The sequence below is a fragment of the Muricoccus vinaceus genome (assembly GCF_042433125.1).
GTDB classification, from domain to species: Bacteria; Pseudomonadota; Alphaproteobacteria; order Acetobacterales; family Acetobacteraceae; genus Roseomonas; species Roseomonas vinacea.
Genome location: NZ_JBHLVZ010000087.1, coordinates 24,796 through 41,661, shown reverse-complemented (window position 1 = coordinate 41,661; position 16,866 = coordinate 24,796). Strand labels below are relative to the sequence as shown.

15 protein-coding genes are annotated in these 16,866 nt (G+C 75.1%); 12 read left to right on the top strand and 3 right to left on the bottom strand.

Going from position 1 to position 16,866, the window contains the following annotated elements; all coding sequences use genetic code 11:
• Positions 1-40: 40 nt before the first annotated feature.
• The 5 genes from ACFFIC_RS26055 (at position 41) to ACFFIC_RS26035 (ending at position 4,910) form a co-directional block, all read left to right on the top strand.
• A complete protein-coding gene (locus tag ACFFIC_RS26055; protein ID WP_377055924.1) occupies positions 41-799 on the top strand; it encodes an SDR family NAD(P)-dependent oxidoreductase in 759 nt (252 codons plus the stop codon).
• 2 nt (positions 800-801) lie between these two features.
• Positions 802-1,494, top strand: coding sequence for a ribonuclease HII (locus tag ACFFIC_RS26050; RefSeq protein ID WP_377055922.1), 693 nt, complete (start codon positions 802-804; stop codon positions 1,492-1,494).
• Between the two features lie 113 nt (positions 1,495-1,607).
• Entirely contained in the window at positions 1,608-2,693 is a 1,086-nt protein-coding gene (locus tag ACFFIC_RS26045) for a site-specific DNA-methyltransferase (RefSeq protein ID WP_377055920.1), read from the top strand.
• Positions 2,694-2,791: 98 nt separating this feature from the next.
• The gene (locus ACFFIC_RS26040; protein WP_377055918.1) at positions 2,792-3,766 is read left to right on the top strand and encodes a Bug family tripartite tricarboxylate transporter substrate binding protein; all 975 of its coding nucleotides are present in this window, start codon (positions 2,792-2,794) and stop codon (positions 3,764-3,766) included.
• 79 nt (positions 3,767-3,845) lie between these two features.
• Positions 3,846-4,910: an Ldh family oxidoreductase gene (locus ACFFIC_RS26035; protein WP_377055916.1), complete on the top strand. Its 1,065-nt coding sequence runs from the start codon at positions 3,846-3,848 to the stop codon at positions 4,908-4,910.
• Positions 4,911-4,976: 66 nt separating this feature from the next.
• Here the strand turns inward: ACFFIC_RS26035 and ACFFIC_RS26030 are convergent, their stop codons facing one another.
• Both ACFFIC_RS26030 and ACFFIC_RS26025 read right to left on the bottom strand, forming a co-directional pair.
• A complete protein-coding gene (locus ACFFIC_RS26030) occupies positions 4,977-5,498 on the bottom strand; it encodes a biotin transporter BioY (RefSeq protein WP_377055914.1) in 522 nt (173 codons plus the stop codon).
• Entirely contained in the window at positions 5,495-6,619 is a 1,125-nt protein-coding gene (locus ACFFIC_RS26025) for an A/G-specific adenine glycosylase (protein WP_377055913.1), read from the bottom strand. The genes ACFFIC_RS26030 and ACFFIC_RS26025 overlap by 4 nt, the downstream gene beginning before the upstream one ends.
• Between ACFFIC_RS26025 and ACFFIC_RS26020 the strand changes: the two genes are divergently transcribed.
• The 5 genes from ACFFIC_RS26020 (at position 6,618) to ACFFIC_RS26000 (ending at position 13,769) form a co-directional block, all read left to right on the top strand.
• Entirely contained in the window at positions 6,618-7,211 is a 594-nt protein-coding gene (locus ACFFIC_RS26020; protein ID WP_377055911.1) for a DciA family protein, read from the top strand. The genes ACFFIC_RS26025 and ACFFIC_RS26020 overlap by 2 nt on opposite strands.
• A 40-nt stretch (positions 7,212-7,251) precedes the next feature.
• On the top strand, positions 7,252-7,878 hold the full coding sequence (locus ACFFIC_RS26015; RefSeq protein ID WP_377055909.1) for a DsbA family protein: 627 nt from the start codon (positions 7,252-7,254) through the stop codon (positions 7,876-7,878).
• A complete protein-coding gene (locus ACFFIC_RS26010) occupies positions 7,878-12,008 on the top strand; it encodes a chromosome segregation SMC family protein (RefSeq protein WP_377055907.1) in 4,131 nt (1,376 codons plus the stop codon). Before ACFFIC_RS26015 ends, ACFFIC_RS26010 begins: the two co-directional genes overlap by 1 nt.
• A gap of 99 nt (positions 12,009-12,107) precedes the next feature.
• Positions 12,108-12,752: a uracil phosphoribosyltransferase gene (gene upp / locus ACFFIC_RS26005; protein ID WP_377055905.1), complete on the top strand. Its 645-nt coding sequence runs from the start codon at positions 12,108-12,110 to the stop codon at positions 12,750-12,752.
• A 9-nt stretch (positions 12,753-12,761) separates the two neighbouring features.
• On the top strand, positions 12,762-13,769 hold the full coding sequence (locus tag ACFFIC_RS26000; RefSeq protein ID WP_377055903.1) for a YeiH family protein: 1,008 nt from the start codon (positions 12,762-12,764) through the stop codon (positions 13,767-13,769).
• A 1-nt stretch (position 13,770) separates the two neighbouring features.
• Here the strand turns inward: ACFFIC_RS26000 and ACFFIC_RS25995 are convergent, their stop codons facing one another.
• Positions 13,771-14,385: a flavin reductase family protein gene (locus ACFFIC_RS25995; protein WP_377055901.1), complete on the bottom strand. Its 615-nt coding sequence runs from the start codon at positions 14,383-14,385 to the stop codon at positions 13,771-13,773.
• Positions 14,386-14,561: 176 nt separating this feature from the next.
• On the opposite strand from ACFFIC_RS25995, the gene ACFFIC_RS25990 reads away from it, so the two are divergent.
• A complete protein-coding gene (locus ACFFIC_RS25990) occupies positions 14,562-15,614 on the top strand; it encodes a M29 family metallopeptidase (RefSeq protein ID WP_377055900.1) in 1,053 nt (350 codons plus the stop codon).
• Between the two features lie 26 nt (positions 15,615-15,640).
• Positions 15,641-16,852, top strand: coding sequence for an ABC transporter substrate-binding protein (locus tag ACFFIC_RS25985; protein ID WP_377055898.1), 1,212 nt, complete (start codon positions 15,641-15,643; stop codon positions 16,850-16,852).
• Positions 16,853-16,866: the final 14 nt, after the last annotated feature.

Below are 16,866 nucleotides of genomic sequence, written 5' to 3'. Positions count from 1 at the left end.
GCCGTCCCGGTGGATTCTGCGCGCCCAAGAAGGAAGCGCCATGCCCCGCTATGACCTCGCCGGACGCGCCGCCCTGGTGACCGGCGCCGCCTCCGGCATCGGCCTCGCCACCGCCCGCGCGCTGGCCGCCGATGGCTGCGCGGTGGCCCTGAACTTCCTGCCGGACGACCCGCGCGGGCCGGAGGCCGCCGCTGCCCTGCGCGCCACCGGCGCCACGGTGGTCGAGGCCCCCGGCGCCATCGGCGGCGGGGAGGAGGCCGCGATGGTGGAGGCCGCGATCGCGGCGCTGGGCCGGCTGGACCTCCTGGTGAACAACGCCGGAACCCCCGGCGTGTCCCGCACCATCCCCGGCCACGCGCTGGACGAGATCACCGACGCGCTCTGGGACACCGTGCTGGACACCAACCTCGTCGGCCTGTTCCGGGTGACGCGCGCCGCCGTGCCGGCGCTGCGGGAAGCGCGCGGGGCGGTGGTGAGCCTCGCTTCCGTGGCGGGGCTCTCGGGGCGGGGCTCCTCCATGGCCTATGCCGCGACCAAGGCCGGGGTGATCGCGCTGACCCGGCACCTGGCGCGCGGCCTCGGGCCGGAGATCCGGGTGAACGCCGTGGCCCCGGGCGCCGTGGACAGCCCCTGGCAGATCGAGTGGACGGAGGCGCAGCGCGCCCAGTCCATCGAGAATGCCCCCATGGGCCGCCGCTGCACGCCCGAGGACATCGCCGAGGCCATCCTCTTCCTGGGCTGCGCCGGGGCCATGATCACGGGCCAGACCCTGACGGTGGACGGGGGGCTGCTGCTCTAGCCATGGCGCGGCGCGCGGCGGCCCGGCCGGACTTTTCCCTCGAATCGGCGGAGGCAGGCCCGGTGGCGGGGGTGGACGAGGCCGGGCGCGGCCCGCTGGCCGGCCCCGTGCTGGCGGGCGCCGTGATCTTCCTCGGCCCCCCGCCGGCCGCCCTGGCCGCCCTGCTGGACGACAGCAAGCGGCTGGATGCGGCGCGGCGCGAGGCCGCCCACCGCGCGCTGCTGGAGGCGCGGGCCGCCGGCCAGGTCCTGATCGGCCTCGGCGCGGCCAGCGCGGGGGAGATCGGCCGGCTGAACATCCTGCGCGCCACCCACCTGGCCATGGCGCGTGCCGTGGCCCGCCTGCCGCTGCTTCCCATCCTGGCGCTGGTCGATGGCAACGCCCCGCCGCCGCTGCCCTGCGACGTGCGCTGCGTGGTGGGCGGGGATGGACTGTCGCTCTCCATCGCCGCGGCCTCGATCATGGCCAAGGTGGTGCGCGACCGGGCCATGGCGCGGCTCGGCGCCCGCTGGCCCGGCTACGGCTTCGCCGGCCATGCCGGCTACCCCACCCCGAGCCACCGGGAAGCGCTGGCGCGGCTCGGTCCCTGCCCGCACCACCGGCGCGGATTCGCGCCGGTGGATAAGCTTGTGGACAGGGCTGTGGGCCGTGCGTTGCATCGGGCAGCCGATCAAGCCGTTCCGGCACTTTCTTGACGCGGCGAGTCGGGCGTGGGCATGTTGGCGGCGGGGCTGGGCCCGGCGCGACGCGGGGGCGTGGCACCGCGGACGGCAACAAATCGGGCGATGGGTTGGGGGATGTGGCGCGCGTGGGAACAGGGCTGGACCTGCCGCTGGACAGCGTGCTGCGCGGAGACTGCATCGAGAGCCTGAAGCGCCTGCCACCCGCCTCGGTGCACGCGATCTTCGCGGACCCTCCCTACAACCTCCAGCTCAAGACCGAGCTCCGGCGGCCCGACGACAGCCTGGTGGACGGCGTGGACGACGCCTGGGACCGCTTCGACGACCTGGCCACCTATGACCGCTTCACCCGCGAATGGCTCACCGAGTGCCGCCGCGTGCTGCGGCGCGACGGCACGATCTGGGTGATGGGCTCCTACCACAACGTCTTCCGCCTGGGCGTCGCCCTGCAGGACCTCGGCTTCTGGATCCTGAACGACGTGGTGTGGCGTAAATCCAACCCCATGCCGAACTTCCGCGGCCGCCGCTTCACCAACGCGCATGAGACGCTGATCTGGGCCGCGCGCGGCGAGGAAAGCCGCTACCGCTTCAACTACGCCGCCATGAAGTCGATGAACGACGACAAGCAGATGCGGAGCGACTGGCTCATCCCGCTCTGCACCGGCAACGAGCGCCTGCGCGGGCCGGACGGCACCAAGCTGCACCCGACGCAGAAGCCCGAGGCGCTGCTGCACCGCGTGATCCTCGCCTGCACCGCGCCGGGGGAGGTGGTGCTCGATCCCTTCCTCGGCACCGGCACCACCGCCGCCGTGGCCAAGCGCCTGGGGCGGCGCTTCATCGGGCTGGAGCGCGACCCCGGCTACGCCGATGCCGCCGAGGCGCGGCTGGCGACGATCGAGCCGCTGTCGGAAAGCGTGGCGCTGGCCCTGCCGGCCAAGCGCGAGCAGCCGCGCATTCCCTTCGGCGCGCTGGTGGAGCGCGGTCTGGTGCCGCCGGGCACCAAGCTGTGGGACCGCCACCGCCGCTGGCAGGCGGAAGTCGGCGTGGACGCCACGCTCCGCTGCGGGCGGGTGGCCGGCAGCATCCACCAGGTCGGCGCCGCCGTGCAGGAGGCGCCTTCCTGCAACGGCTGGACCTTCTGGCACATCGAGCGCCGCGACGGGACGCTGCGCGTGATCGACGAGCTGCGCGCGGAGCTTGCGCCGGGGAGCTGATCCCGGGTTCCTTTGCCTTCCTTCCGATCCGGCCCCACTCTCGCCCGGGCATCGCCCCGAGGGGCGGGACCGGCAAGAACGAATCGGAGGACACCAACATGAACCGCCGTCACCTCGTGCAAGGGGGGCTCGCCGCCGCGGTGCTGCCCCTCGCGGCCCCCGCACTGCGCGCCCAGGGCTTCGACCACACCATCCGCCTGATCGTGCCGAACGCGCCGGGCGGCACCAGCGACATCCTGGCCCGCCTGATCGCGCCGGAGCTGACCCGCACCCTCGGCCAGAACGTGGTGGTGGAGAACCGCGCGGGCGCCGGCGGCAACATCGGCGCCGACGTGGTGGCCAAGAGCCCGCCCGACGGCCACACGCTGCTGCTGATGGACGTGACGACCATCGCCACCAACCCGGCGCTCTTTCCCCGCCTGCCCTTCGACAACAGGAAGGATCTCGCGCCGGTCACGATGCTGATCTACGCGCCCTACATCCTGGGGGTTGCCAACAAGCTGCCGGTGCGCGACGCGGCGGGGCTGGCGGCCTTCGCGAAATCCGCGCCCCAGCCGCTGAACGCCGGCAATTCCGGGGTGGGCACCTCGTCGCACCTCACCCTCATCCAGCTCGCCGAGTTCTTCGGGCGGGAGATGACGCACGTGCCCTATCGCGGCGGCGCCCCGGCACTGACCGCCGTGGTCTCGGGGGAGGCCGACCTGACCATCGCCGGCGCCACCCAGGCCCAGGCCTATGCCACCAGCAACCAGATGCGCGCGGTCGGCGTCACCGGAACGCACCGCCTGGCCACGCTGCCGGACGTGCCGACCTTCCGCGAGCTGAACTGGCCCGCCGTCGATGCCGGCACCTGGCAGGGCGTGATGGCCCAGGGCAGCACGCCCCGCCCGCTTCTGGACCGGCTGCACAAGGAACTGGCGGCGGCACTCGCGCAGCCCGCGGTGGCCGCCCGGCTGAAGGACCTCGGCGGCGAGCCGCGCACAGAGGGCCCGGACCCCTTCCGCGCCTGGCTGGACAAGGAAACCGAGACCTACACCCAGCTGATCCAGGCCAACAACGTGCGGCTGGATTAGCGCCGCCTCCCTCGCCCCCATCCGACCCCGAGCCCGGCCTCCGAGCCTGGCCTTCGGGGCCGAACCCAGGAACCCGCCCATGAGCGAGACCGCCATCCGGCGCCCAGGCCAGGCCCTGGCGCGCTTCGCCGCCGCCCTTTTCGCCGCGGCGGGGCTCGATGCCGGCAAGGCGGAAGCCATGGGGCGGCTGCTGGTGCTGACGGACATGATGGGCCGCCGCACCCACGGCCTCGTCCAGGCCGGCGCCTATCTGGACCAGGTGGAGCGCGGGCTGATGGAGGGTGCGGGCGAGCCGGAAACCCTGCGCGACACCGGGGGGACGATCGTCTGGGACGGCGGCTACCGCCCCGGCCTCTGGCTGATGGAGCGCGCGCTGCACCTCGGCTTCGAGCGCCTGCCGCAACACGGCACCGTCACCTTCGCCATCCGGCGCAGCCACCACATCGGCAGCCTGGCGACCCTGGCGAAGCAGGCGACGGACCGGGGGTATCTCGCGATCCTCGCCTCCTCCGGCCCCCACACGAAGATCGTCGCGCCCTTCGGCGGCAAGGCGCCGCTGTTCAGCCCCAACCCCTTCGCCATCGGCTTTCCGGCCAGCGAGGCGCCGGTGCTGGTCGACATCTCCGCCTCCATCACGACCGTTTCCATGACGCGGGAAAAGGCGGCGGCCGGCGCCCTGTTCGACCACCCCTGGCTGCTGGACCACGAGGGCCGCCCCACCCGCGACCCGCTCGTCGCCGAGCGCGCGGAGCGGCGCGGCAGCCTGATGCTGCTGGGCGGCGAGGAAGCGGGGCACAAGGGCTTCGGCCTGGCCCTGATGGTGGAGGCGCTGACCGGCGGACTGGCCGGGCACGGAAGGCGGGAGGCACCGACCCGCTGGGGCGCCAACGTCTTCCTCCAGCTTCTGGACCCCGAGGCCTTCGCCGGGCGGGAGGCCTTCCTCGCACAGATGGATTTCCTGGCGGAGCAGGTCCACGCCAACCCGCCGATCGACCCTGCCGCCCCGGTGCGCCTGCCCGGGGAGCGGGCGGCCCGCCTGATCGCGGAGGCGGAGGAGAAGGGCGTGGCCGTGCCCGCGGCCCTGGCCGATTCGCTGCGCGGGCACGCCGCGCGGCTGGGGGTGGATGCGGCGGTGCTGGGCTGAAACGCGAACCGCCCGCCCCGGCATCCCCAGGGCGGGCGGTCCGTCACCTCCCCATGGAGAGGCCCGTCAGCCCCGGCGCAGCGCCCGCAGCGCGGCGAAGGCCAGCGCGGTCTTCACCAGCGTGCCCGGCACGAACAGCACGAAGCCGACCATCACGGCCCGCTCCATCCCCACGAAGCCGGCCAGCCAGAGCACCCCCGGCACGAAGACCGCCAGATGGGCCGCCGCCAGCACCAGCGCCTGGCGCAGCGCGCCCTGCCCGGCCTGGCCCGCGATGGCCGCGGAGGCCACGAAGCCGAGCAGGAAGCCCGCGGTCGGCCCCATCAGGGCTGCGGGCCCGGCGGCGCCGGCGGCGAAGACCGGCAGGCCCATCGCGCCCTCGGCGATGTAGAGAAGCACGGCCGCCGCACCCAGGCGCGAGCCGCCGAGCGCGCCGAGCAGCAGCACCGCCAGCGTCTGAAGGGTGGCGGGAACCGGCCACATCGGCAGGCTCACCTGCGCCGAGGCCGCCAGCACCGCCGAGCCCAGCAGCGCCATCGACCAGAAGCGAAGCGCCGGGCGCGCGGCCAGGCCCTGAATGGCGGTCATCCTGAAATCCCCTTCCTGCGGGCGCCTCGCGCCCCGGTTCCTCCGCTTGCCACGGCGCCCGCGCCCTCGGCAAGCGGGGCCTCCGACAGGGAGAACAGGCGCCGCATGGCGGTGGGCAGCGCGGCCTGGGCGGAAGCGGGCTCCATCCAGGCCATGCCCTCCGGCGCCGGTGCGGCGGGGGCGGCCGCTTCGGCCAGGCGCATCTCCAGGTCCATGTGGGTGAAGCCATGATGGGCGATGCCCGCCCGCAACGCCCAGGGCAGCCCGGGCAGGGGGGCATGGGGAAGCGCCTCCTCCAGGGTCCAGGTGTCCTCCCGCCAGGGGGCGCCGGGGATTTCCAGCATGCCACCCAGCAGCCCCTCCGGCGGCCGGTGGCGCAGCAGAAGCCGCCCGGCGGGGTCGCGCGCCAGGAAGTGCAGGCCGTGGCGCCGCTTGCGCGCCGCCTTGGGCGATTTCGCGGGCAGCGTCTCCTGGATGCCCTCCCGCTGCGCCGCGCAGTCCCCCCGCCAGGGACACAGGGCGCAGGCCGGCCGGCGCGGGGTGCAGATGGTGGCGCCGAGGTCGAACAGCGCCTGCACGAAGTCCCCGGGCCGGGCGCGCGGCGCCTCCTGCTCCATGAAGCGGGCGGCGGCGGGGGCGATGATGCGCCGGGCGGCGGGCAGGGGCGTGCGGATGCTCAGCAGGCGGGCCACCACGCGCTCCACGTTGCCGTCCACGGGCACGGTGGGGCGGTTGAAGGCGATGGCGGCCACGGCGGCGGCGGTATAGGCGCCGATGCCCGGCAGCTCCCGCAGCCCGGCCTCGGTGTCCGGAAAGCCGCCGCGTGCCGCCACGGCCCGGGCGGCCGCGTGCAGGTTGCGGGCGCGGGCGTAGTAGCCCAGCCCCGCCCATTCGGCCGCCACATCCTCCCAGGGCGCCGCCGCCAGGGCCGCCACATCGGGAAAGCGGGCCAGGAATCGGCCGTAGCGCGGGCCGACCGCGGCGACGGTGGTCTGCTGAAGCATCACCTCCGACAGCCAGATGCGGTATGGATCCCCTCCGCCGCTTCCGCGCCAGGGCAGCGTGCGGCGGTGGCGGTCGTACCAGGCCAGCAGCGGGATGGCGGAGGGGGGATCGGGCATGGCGTCGGGCAAGGCAGGACCAGGGGAGGGCGGCGGGGGCGCGGAGGCAAGCCCCCCGCGCTCTCGCGCGCCCCGCGCGGTGGGAACCGGGGCGCCCCGCGCGGCGGGAACGGGTGCGCCCCGCGCGGGCGCCGCGCCGCTGGCCTATGAGGCGCCGCGCCCGGAGCTGGGCCTGCGCCCCCTCGGCGCCCTCGTGCCCCGCATCACCCGCCCCGCCTTCAAGCGCCGCAGCCCGGCGGGGGCCATGCTGATGGCGGACTGGCCGGGGGTGGTGGGCCCGGCCATCGCCGCGGTCACGGTGCCGCGGCGGCTTTCGGCGGGCACGCTGACCATCGGCTGCTCCGGCCCCATGGCGATGGAGTTGCAGCACCTGGCGCCGCAGCTGATCGGGCGGATCAACGCGGCGCTCGGCGCCGTCACGGTCCAGGCGCTGCGCTTCGTGCAGCAGGCCCCCGCCGGCGCGCGCCCCGCCCCCGCCCGCCCGGCCGAGCCCCTGCCGGACACCGTTCGTGGCGCCCTGGACACGGTTGGCAACGCTCCCCTGCGCGACGCCCTGGCAAGATTGGCCGCCGGGGTTTATCGGAAGCGCTGATACGCTCCGAGCCATCGTGGCCCACCGGAATGGGATTTCCATGACGATGCACATCGCCCGCCGCAGCCTCCTCGCCGCCCCCGCGGCCGCGCTGGTTCCCGCCCTCGCCCCCAGCGCTGCCCAGGCCCAGGCCCCGGTGGCCGACCCGCGCCTGGGCGAGCGTTCGGCCGGCAAGGCCGAGGCGCCGGCGGTGATCGAGTATTTCTCCCTCACCTGCTCCCACTGCGCGGACTTCCACAACCGCACCTGGCCGCAGGTGAAGTCGCGCCTGGTGGAGCCGGGCAAGGTCCGCCTGGTGTGGCGCGACTTCCCGCTGGACCAGATCGCGCTGGCCGCCGCCGTGGTCGCCCGCGCCCTGCCGGCCGAGCGCTACGAGGGCTTCATCAGCGCCCTCTTCGCCTCGCAGGACCGCTGGGCCTTCGCCCGCGGTGCCGACAACATCGCCGAGATCGCCAAGATCGCGGCGCTCGCCGGCATGAGCCGCGCCCAGGTGGACGCCGCCCTGGCCGACCAGGCCCTGCAGCGCGGCATCCTGGAAGGCCGGATGAAGGGACAGCAGGAGTTCAACGTCTCCTCCACCCCCACCTTCGTCTTCAACAACCGCCCCACCCCCGGCGCCGTGAGCTTCGAGCGCTTCGCGGAGCTGGCGGGGGTTTCCGCCTCCTGATGGACGGCGACGCCTCCCGCGCGCCGGGGCTCGCCGGGGCCGAGGCCCTGGGCACCCCAGCCGGGGAGGAGGGGCGCGTCCCATCGCCCGGCGTTCCGGAGGATGGCACGGAGGACGGGCCCGAGGGCTTCCGCCAGCCCCGCACCGCCACCCTGTCCCGCCTGCGGATCGCCGGCTTCAAGTCCTTCGCCGAGGCCACCACGGTGGAGGTGCTGCCGGGGCTGACGGGCATCGTCGGCCCCAACGGCTGCGGCAAGTCCAACGTGGTCGAGGCGCTGCGCTGGGCCATGGGCGAGACCAACGCCCGGGCCATGCGCGGCGGCGAGATGGACGACGTCATCTTCGCCGGCACCTCCACGCGCCCCGGCCGCAACCAGGCCGAGGTGACGCTGAGCCTGGAGGAGGCCTCCGGCCTCGCCCCGCCGCCCAACGCCGAGGTGGCGGAGCTCGAGATCACCCGCCGGATCGAGCGCGGCGCGGGCACCGGCTACCGCATCAACGGGCGCGAAACGCGCGGGCGGGACGTGGCCACGCTGTTCGCCGACATCGGTTCCGGCGCGCGGGCCTCGGGCATGGTCAGCCAGGGGCGGGTTTCCGCCCTGATCGGCGCCAAGCCCGAGGAACGGCGCGGCGTGCTGGAGGAGGCCGCCGGCACCGCGGGCCTGCGCGCCCGCCGCCACGAGGCCGAACTCAAGCTGCGGCAGGCCGAAACCAACCTCACCCGCGCCGACGACCTGCGGACCCAGCTGGAGACGCAGCGCGAATCGCTCCGCAAGCAGGCGCGGCAGGCGGCGCGCTACCGCAACCTTTCGGGCCTGACCCGCGCCGCCGAGGCCGAGTGGATGGCGCTGCTCGCCGCCCGCGCGGAAGGGCAGCTCCTGTCTGCCCGCCACGCGCTGGATGCCGCCCGCGCCGCCACCCGCGCCGCCGAGGCCGCCGCCGAGGCCGCGACGCGCCGGGCGCACGCCGCCGACATGGCCCTGCCCGGTCCCCGCGCCGCCGAGGCCGCCGCCCGCACCGCGCTGGAGCGCCGCCGGGTGGAGGGCGAGGGCCTGGCCGCCGCCGAGGCCCGCGCCCGCGCCGCGCTGGACGCCGCCACCGGGCGCCTCGCCCAGATCGAGGCCGACCACGCCCATGCCGCCACGGTGGTGCACGACGCCGAGGTGGCGCAGGCCCGGCTGACCGAGGAGGCCGAGGCCCTGGCCGGGGCGCTGGCCGCCCTGCCGGCCCGGCTGGAAGGGGCCGCCGAACGCCTCGCCCTGGCCGTGGACGCGGCGCGCGAGGCCGACGGCGCCGCCGAGCGCGCGGCCGAGGCCGCCTCCGAGGCCGCGCTGGCCTTCGAACGCCTGCAGGACGCCCGCCGCGGTGCCGAGGCCGAGGCGCGCCGCCTCGCCGCCGAGTTCGCGCGGCTGGAGGAGGAGCGCGCCAAGGCCCTGGCCGCGAACGTCTCGCCCGAGGCCCTGTCGGGCGCGGGCGCCGAGGTGGAGGCGGCCGATGCCGCCCTGGCCGCGGCGCGGTCCGCCCTGGAGCGCGCCGAGGCCGCCCGCGCCACCGCCGCCCTGGCCGAGGCCGAGGCCCGCCGCGCCGCCGCCGCCGCCGAGGCCGACGAAACCGCCGCGCGCGACGCCGCCCGCGCCGCCGCCGAGCGCGCGCGCCGCGCCACGGAAGGCCATGAAAGGCTGGCGCGCGAGCACGCCCAGGCGCTGGACGCCTGCATCCCCGCGGAGCGCCAGGAGGCCGCCCGCCGCGAGGAGGCGGAGGCCGCCCGCGCCGCCGAGGCCGCCGCCGAGGCGCTCTCCGACGCCGAGGGCGCCCGCGCCGCCGCCGCCGCCGCGCTGTCCCGCGCGCGTGCCGCCGAATCCGAGGCCGGCGCCGCCCGCGCCCGCGCCGCCGCCGAGGCCCAGGGCCTCGCCGCCCTGCTGCGCGCCGGGGATGGCGGCAGCGCGGCGCCGATCCTCGATCAGGTTTCCGTGCCGCCTGGGCTGGAGGCCGCGCTGGGGGCTGCCTTCGGCGAGGCGCTGGACTGCCCCGCCGACCTGAAGGCGCCCCGCCACTGGCGCAACCTGCCGCCGCTCGCGGACCTGCCGGCCCTGCCGGAGGGCGCGACGCCCCTGGCCCAGATCGTCCAGGCGCCGCCGGAACTGGCCCGCGCCCTGTCCCAGATCGGGCTGGTGGAGGACGAGGCGCGCGGCCCCGCCATGCAGGCCGGCCTCGCCCCCGGCCAGGCGCTGGTTGCCCGCAGCGGCGGCTTCTGGCGCTGGGACGGGCTGGGCGCCAATCCCGGCGCGCCCAGCGCGGGGGCCGAGCGCCTGCGCCAGCGCAACCGCCTGCGCGCGCGGGAGGCGGCGCGCGACGCCGCCGACGCCGCCCTGGTGCGCGCCCGCGCCGAGGCCGAGGCCGCCCGCGCCGCCGATGCCGCCGCCGCCGCCGCCGATGGCGCCGCGCGGGGCGTGCGGCGCGAGGCCGAGGCGCGGCTGGCGCGGGCGCGGCAGGAGGCCTCCCGCCTCGCGGCGGGCGCGGCGCTGGCCGACAGCCGCCTCGCCGCGCTGACACCCGCGCTGGAACGGGCCGCCGCCGAGCGCGCCGAGGCCGAGGCCGCCCTGGACACCGCGCGCGCCAGCCAGGCCGCCGTGCCCGATGCCGCCGCCGCCCGCGCCGCGCGGGACGCCGCCGCGACGGCGCTTCGCGGCCTCGCCGCCGCCGAGGAAGCCGCCCGCACCGCCCGCCGCAACGCCGAGAACCGGCTGGACCAGGCCCGCCGCGGCCAGTCTGCCCTGGCCGCCCGCGCCGCCGCCGCCGAGGGCCGCCTGGCCGCGCTGGAGCCGCAGATCGCCCGCCTGGCCGACCAGCGCGCCGAGGCCGAGGCCGCCCGCGCCGCCGTGGAGGCCGCGGGCGCCGACCTGCCCGACCCCGAGGCCGCGCGCACCGCGGCGCTGACCGCCCGCGCCGCCCTGGCCGAGGCCCGCCGCGAGGAGGCCGAGGCCGGCGCCGAATGCCGGGCGCTGGAGGCCGAGCAGGAGCGCCTCGCCGCCCGCCGCGCGGCGCTGGAGGGCGAGGAAGCCTCCTGGGGCGCCCGCCGCGCCGATGCCAGCGCCCGCCTGATCGCCCTCGCCGCCCGGCGGGACGCCGCCGCCTCCGAGGCCGCCGCCGTGGCGGACGAGCCCGAACAGGCCGCCGCACTCCTGGCCGGCGCCGCGCGGATGCTGGCCGAGGTGGAGGCCGCCCATGCCGGGGCCGCCGCCGCGCTCGCCGCCGCCGAGGCGGAGGCGCGGGACGCCGCCGAGGCCCGCCGCCTGGCCGATGCCGCCTTTGCCGCCGCGCGCGAGGCCCAGGCCCGCGCCGACGGCGGCGCCGCCCGCGCCGAGGACGAGGGCCGGGCGGTCGCCACCCGCATCATCGAGCGCCTGGGCCCCAAAGCCGAGCTGCCCGAGCCGCCCGAGGACCTTTCGGACGCCGCCGAGGAGCGCACCCGCCGCAAGGCCGAGCGCCTGGCCCGCGAGCGCGAGGAGATGGGCCCGGTCAACCTCCGCGCCGAGGTGGAGATGGCCGAGGTGGAGGATCGCCTGGCGAACCTGGAGCGGGAGCGCGAGGAGATCGGCCACGCCATCGCCAAGCTGCGCGGCTCCATCGGCCACCTGAACCGCGAGGGGCGCGAGCGCCTGCGGGCGGTGTTCGACCGGGTGGACACCGAGTTCCGCGCCCTCTTCTCCCGCCTGTTCGGCGGCGGGCGGGCGCATCTGGCCCTGGTCGGCTCGGACGACGTGCTGGAAGCGGGGCTCGAGATCTACGCGGAGCCGCCGGGCAAGAAGCTTTCGGCCCTGTCGCTGCTCTCGGGCGGGGAGCAGGCGTTGACGGCGCTTTCCCTTATCTTCGCCGTGTTCCGCTGCCAGCCCGCCCCCGTCTGCGTGCTGGACGAGGTGGACGCGCCGCTGGACGACGCCAACGTGGAACGCCTCTGCGCCCTGTTGGAAGCGATGGCGGAGGGCGGCACGCGCTTCCTGGTGGTCACCCACCATCCCCTGACCATGGCGCGGATGCACCGCCTCTACGGCGTGACCATGCAGGAGAGGGGCGTTTCGCGCCTGCTGTCGGTGGACCTCGGCCGGGCGGTGGAGCTGGCGGAGGCCTGAACCCGGCTCCCCTTCGCCGGGGCGCCAAGCCGCGCTATGGGCAAGCCCCGCCCGGTTCCGCATCATGCGCCGGGCGGCAGAGGCGGAGCGGCGCATACCATGGACCAGGCGATCCACCCCCGGCTGACGGTCCTGTCCCACCCGCTGGTGCAGCACAAGCTGACCATCATGCGCCGGCGGGAAACCTCCACCGGGGAGTTCCGGGCGCTGGCCCGCGAGGTCAGCCTGCTGATGGCCTATGAGCTGACGCGCGACCTGCCGATCCGCACCGTGCCCATCGACACGCCGCTGGAGCCGATGATGGCGCCGGCCATCGCCGGCAAGAAGCTGTGCATCGTGTCCATCCTCCGCGCCGGGGACGGGATCGCGGCGGGGATGCTGGACCTCGTGCCCTCCGCGCGGGTGGGGCATGTCGGGCTCTATCGCGATCCCGTGTCGCACCGCCCGGTGGAGTATTACCTGAAGCTGCCCGAGGACGTGGCGGAGCGGCTGGTGATCGTGGTGGACCCCATGCTGGCCACCGGCCATTCCGCCGCCGCCGCCATCGAGCGGCTGCGGCTGGCGGGCTGCACCAACCTGCGCTTCGCCTGCCTGCTGGCCGCGCCGGAGGGGCTCGCCGTGCTGGCGGCCTCGCATCCGGACGTGCCGGTCTTCACCTGCGCCGTGGACCGGGCGCTGGACGAGCACGCCTATATCCGCCCCGGCCTCGGCGATGCCGGGGACCGTTTGTTCGGCACCAAGTAGAGCCATGCGATGACCCGCCTTCTGCCCGGCGTCCTGCTCTGCGCCGGCGTGACCCTGGCGGCGGTTGCGCTGGCCCGGATCGAGGCGGCGCTGTTCGGCCGCGCCTGGCTGGAAGCGCTGGTGCTGGCGATCCTGCTGGGCGCCGCGATCCGCACCGCCTGGACCCCCGGGCCGCGCTGGAAGCCCGGGATCGACTTCTCCGCCAAGATGCTGCTGGAGGTGGCGGTGGTGCTGCTCGGCGCCTCGCTGAGCGCGGCCACCGTGCTGGCGGTCGGGCCGGGGCTGCTCGTGGGCATCGCGGTGGTCGTCGCAATCGCGATCGGCGCGAGCTACGGGCTGTGCCGCCTGTTCGGGCTGCCGGCGCGCATGGCGGTGCTGGTGGCATGCGGCAATTCCATCTGCGGCAACTCGGCCATCGCCGCCGTGGCGCCGGTGGTGGGGGCGAGCGGCAAGGACGTCGCGGCCTCCATCGCCTTCACCGCCGTGCTGGGCGTGGCCGTCGTGCTGCTGCTGCCGCTCCTGGTGCCGGCGCTGGGATTGAGCATGGGCCAGTACGGCGTGCTTGCGGGCCTGACCGTCTATGCCGTGCCGCAGGTGTTGGCCGCGACGGCGCCCATGGGGGCGCTGAGCGTGCAGGTCGGCACGCTGGTGAAGCTGGTGCGGGTGCTGATGCTGGGCCCGGTGGTGGTGGTGCTCTCCCTTCTCGCGCCCCGCCTGCGCGGCGACGGGGCGGCCGGCGCGCGCCCGCCGCTGCACCGGCTGGTGCCCTGGTTCATCCTGGGCTTCCTGGGCCTGGCGGCGCTGCGCTCCCTCGGCCTGCTGCCCGAGGTGCTGCTGGCGCCCGCCGCGGCCCTGGCCACGGTGCTGACCACCATCTCCATGGCGGCGCTGGGCCTGGGCGTGGACCTGCGCAGCGTGGCGCGGTCCGGCGGGCGGGTGGTGGGCGCGGCGGTGGCCTCGCTGCTGGTGCTGGGCGCGATCAGCCTGGGCCTGATCCGCCTGCTGGGCGTTGCCTGATTCAGCGCCGGGTGGGGCGGAACATCTCGAACATCTCGCCCATTTCCGCGTAGTCGCCGCGATAGCCGCAGCGGCCGATCGGGCGGGCGGCGCGCAGGTCGAAGACGCCGTCCACCAGGAAGGCGCCGCGGATGTGCACGCCCACGACCTGGCCGAGCACGAGATGCGTGTCCACCGCCTCGCCCTCCAGGTTCCTCAGCGGAACAACCTGCAACAGGCGGCATTCCAGCGCGGCCGGCGTATCCGCCACGCGCGGCGGGCGCACGAGGCGGGAGGGGGCCGATGCGATGCCCGCGAGCTCCATCTCCGATTCGCCATGGGGCAGGGGGGTGCTGCTGCGGTTCATCACCTCCGCCAGCGGGCGGGTGGCGAGGTTGCAGACGAATTCTCCGGTGGCCTCCACGTTGGAAAGGCTGTCCTTGCGCCCCTCGCTGGCGAAGCCGACGATGGGCGGGCTGGAGTTGAAGGCGTTGAAGAAGCTGTAGGGAGCGAGGTTGACGCGGCCCTGCTCGTCCACCGTGGTGATCCAACCGATCGGCCGCGGGGCGACGATGGCCTTGAAGGGATCGTGCGGCAGGCCGTGACCGAGGCGGGGTTCGTAGAAGTGATCGTCCATCGGTCTGTCCCGGATGTGCGCAGGAAACGGTCACCCGTCCCGCTGGATGCGTGCAAGATGGGCGGCACGGCGGCCAGATGGGCGGAAAAGCGCGGGCCGCGCGTCCGAATTGCTCTTCCGCCCTCTGATTTTCTAACTGTACGCTCAGTCAGTTCCAGCGGGAAAGGAGGGCCACCATGCCCATCAGCGACGCGGACATGATCGAGGCCTGGAAAAAGGTCCTCACCCTTTCCGAGCTGAAGTCCGGAGAGGTGGTGACGGTGCTCACCGGACCGGTGACGCACCCGCAGACGCTGTCCACCGCGATGATCGCGGCGCGCGGCATGGGCGCCATCGTCAACCGCCTGGACCTGCCGGCGATGAACGGCGAGGCCTCGCTCTCGCGCGACGCGCTTGCCTTCGTGGGCGACACGCCGCTGACCGGCAATCCCGCGGGCATGGCGGCGCTGAAGGCGAGCGACCTCGTGCTCGACCTCATGCTGCTGCTCTTCTCGCCGGAACAGGGAGAGATCCTGGAGTCCGGCACGCGCATGCTGCTGGCGGTGGAACCGCCGGAGGTGCTGGCGCGGCTGGTGCCGACCATGGCCGACAAGCGCCGCGTGAAGGCCGCCGCCGAGAAGCTGAAGGCCGCGCGCGAGATGCACGTCACCTCGCCGGCCGGCACCGACCTGCGCTGCGCGCTCGGCGACTACCCGCTGCTGGAGGAATACGGCTTCGTGGACGCCCCAGGCCGCTGGGACCACTGGCCCTCCGGCTTCCTGGCGACCTGGCCGAACGAGGGCAGGTCGAACGGCACCATCGTGATCGACCGCGGCGACATCCTGCTGCCGCAGAAGTCCTATGTGCAGGACCGCATCACGCTGACGGTGCGGGACGGCTACGCGGTGAAGGTCGAGGGCGGTCTCGATGCCGACCTGCTGCAGGACTACATCCAGTCCTTTAACGATCCCGAAGCCTACGCCATCTCCCACATCGGCTGGGGGCTGCAGGACCGCGCCCGCTGGTCCGTGCTGTCGCTCTACGACCGCGAGCAGACCATCGGCATGGACGCGCGGGCCTTTGCCGGCAACTTCCTGTTCTCGCTGGGCCCGAACACAGAGGCCGGCGGCACGCGCAACACGCCCTGCCACATCGACATCCCGCTGCGCCACTGCACCGTGCGTCTGGACGGCGAGGCCGTGACGCGCGACGGCAAGGTCCTGGACGAGGTCGCGCTGGCGGCCGAGTGATCTCCCCAACCCTCAGGAGTAGCACCATGGAAGTGACACGGCGCCTGGTTCTCGGCGCGTCCGGCGCCCTCGCGCTGCCCGGCCTCCTGCGGGCGCAGGGAACCGCGCCGATCCGCATCGGCGAGATCAACAGCTACACCGCGCAACCGTCCTTCACCGTTCCCTACCGCAACGCCATGCAGCTCGCGGTGGAGCAGGCGAACGCCAAGGGCGGCGTGCTCGGCCGCCAGCTGGAGCTGATCACCCGCGACGACGCGGGCCGCCCGCAGGACGCGGTGCGCCTGGCCGGCGAGCTGGTGAACGACCAGAAGGTGGACGTGCTGGCCGGCGCCTACCTTTCCAACGTCGGCTTGGCGCTGGGCGAGTACGCCGCGCAGAACAAGCGCCTTTATGTCGGCGGCGAGCCGCTGACGGACGCGATGGTCTGGGAGAAGGGCAACCGCTACACCTTCCGCCTGCGCCCGAGCACCTACATGCAGGCCGCCATCCTGGCGGAGGAGGCGGCGAAGCTGCCGGCCAAGCGCTGGGTGACGGTTGCGCCCAACTACGAGTTTGGCCAGTCCGGCGTGAAGTGGTTCAGGCAGCTTCTCACCGCCCGCCGCCCGGACGTGCAGTTCGTGGGCGAGCAGTGGCCGGCACTGGGCCGCGTCGATGCCGGCGCCACCGTGCAGGCGCTGGAAGGCATGCGCCCCGAGGGCATCTTCAACGTGCTGTTCGGCACCGACCTCACCAACTTCGTCCGCCAGGGCAACACCCGCGGGCTGTTCGAGCGCCGCTCCGTCGCCTCGCTGCTGACCGGTGAGCCCGAGTACCTGGACCCGCTGGGCGACGAGGTGCCGGAGGGCTGGATCGTCACCGGCTATCCCGGCGAGATGATCGACACCCCCGCGCACAAGGCCTTCGCGGCCGCCTACCGCGGCAAGTTCAACGCCAAGCCCATGTGCGGCTCGCTGGTGGGATACGCGCTGATCAACTCCATCGCCGCCGGCATCGCCAAGGCGGGCTCGGTCGAGGTGGAGAAGATGGTGGAGGGCTTCCGCGGCGCCCGCTTCGACACGCCCGCCGGCCCGGCCGAGTACCGCGCCATCGACCACCAGGGCACGCTGGGCGTCTATGTCGGCAAGACCGCGCTGCGCAACAACGCCGGCGTGATGACGGACTGGCGCTACATCGACGGCCGCGACCTGCTGCCGGGCGACGATTTCGTGCGCGGCCTCCGCCCGGCCAGCGCCAGCTGACCGGCTGCGCGAGC

Bases quoted from the DNA above. Each gene is read 5' to 3' on its own strand.
- ACFFIC_RS26000 (WP_377055903.1), top strand. From the start codon at position 12,762: ATGACCCGCCTTCTGCCCGGCGTCCTGCTCTGCGCCGGCGTGACCCTG.
- ACFFIC_RS26055 (WP_377055924.1), top strand. From the start codon at position 41: ATGCCCCGCTATGACCTCGCCGGACGCGCCGCCCTGGTGACCGGCGCC.
- ACFFIC_RS26020 (WP_377055911.1), top strand. From the start codon at position 6,618: ATGGCGTCGGGCAAGGCAGGACCAGGGGAGGGCGGCGGGGGCGCGGAG.
- ACFFIC_RS26010 (WP_377055907.1), top strand. From the start codon at position 7,878: ATGGACGGCGACGCCTCCCGCGCGCCGGGGCTCGCCGGGGCCGAGGCC.
- ACFFIC_RS25985 (WP_377055898.1), top strand. From the start codon at position 15,641: ATGGAAGTGACACGGCGCCTGGTTCTCGGCGCGTCCGGCGCCCTCGCG.
- ACFFIC_RS26035 (WP_377055916.1), top strand. From the start codon at position 3,846: ATGAGCGAGACCGCCATCCGGCGCCCAGGCCAGGCCCTGGCGCGCTTC.
- ACFFIC_RS26025 (WP_377055913.1), bottom strand. From the start codon at position 6,619: ATGCCCGATCCCCCCTCCGCCATCCCGCTGCTGGCCTGGTACGACCGC.
- ACFFIC_RS25990 (WP_377055900.1), top strand. From the start codon at position 14,562: ATGCCCATCAGCGACGCGGACATGATCGAGGCCTGGAAAAAGGTCCTC.
- ACFFIC_RS26040 (WP_377055918.1), top strand. From the start codon at position 2,792: ATGAACCGCCGTCACCTCGTGCAAGGGGGGCTCGCCGCCGCGGTGCTG.
- ACFFIC_RS26050 (WP_377055922.1), top strand. From the start codon at position 802: ATGGCGCGGCGCGCGGCGGCCCGGCCGGACTTTTCCCTCGAATCGGCG.
- upp (WP_377055905.1), top strand. From the start codon at position 12,108: ATGGACCAGGCGATCCACCCCCGGCTGACGGTCCTGTCCCACCCGCTG.
- ACFFIC_RS26030 (WP_377055914.1), bottom strand. From the start codon at position 5,498: ATGACCGCCATTCAGGGCCTGGCCGCGCGCCCGGCGCTTCGCTTCTGG.
- ACFFIC_RS26015 (WP_377055909.1), top strand. From the start codon at position 7,252: ATGACGATGCACATCGCCCGCCGCAGCCTCCTCGCCGCCCCCGCGGCC.
- ACFFIC_RS25995 (WP_377055901.1), bottom strand. From the start codon at position 14,385: ATGGACGATCACTTCTACGAACCCCGCCTCGGTCACGGCCTGCCGCAC.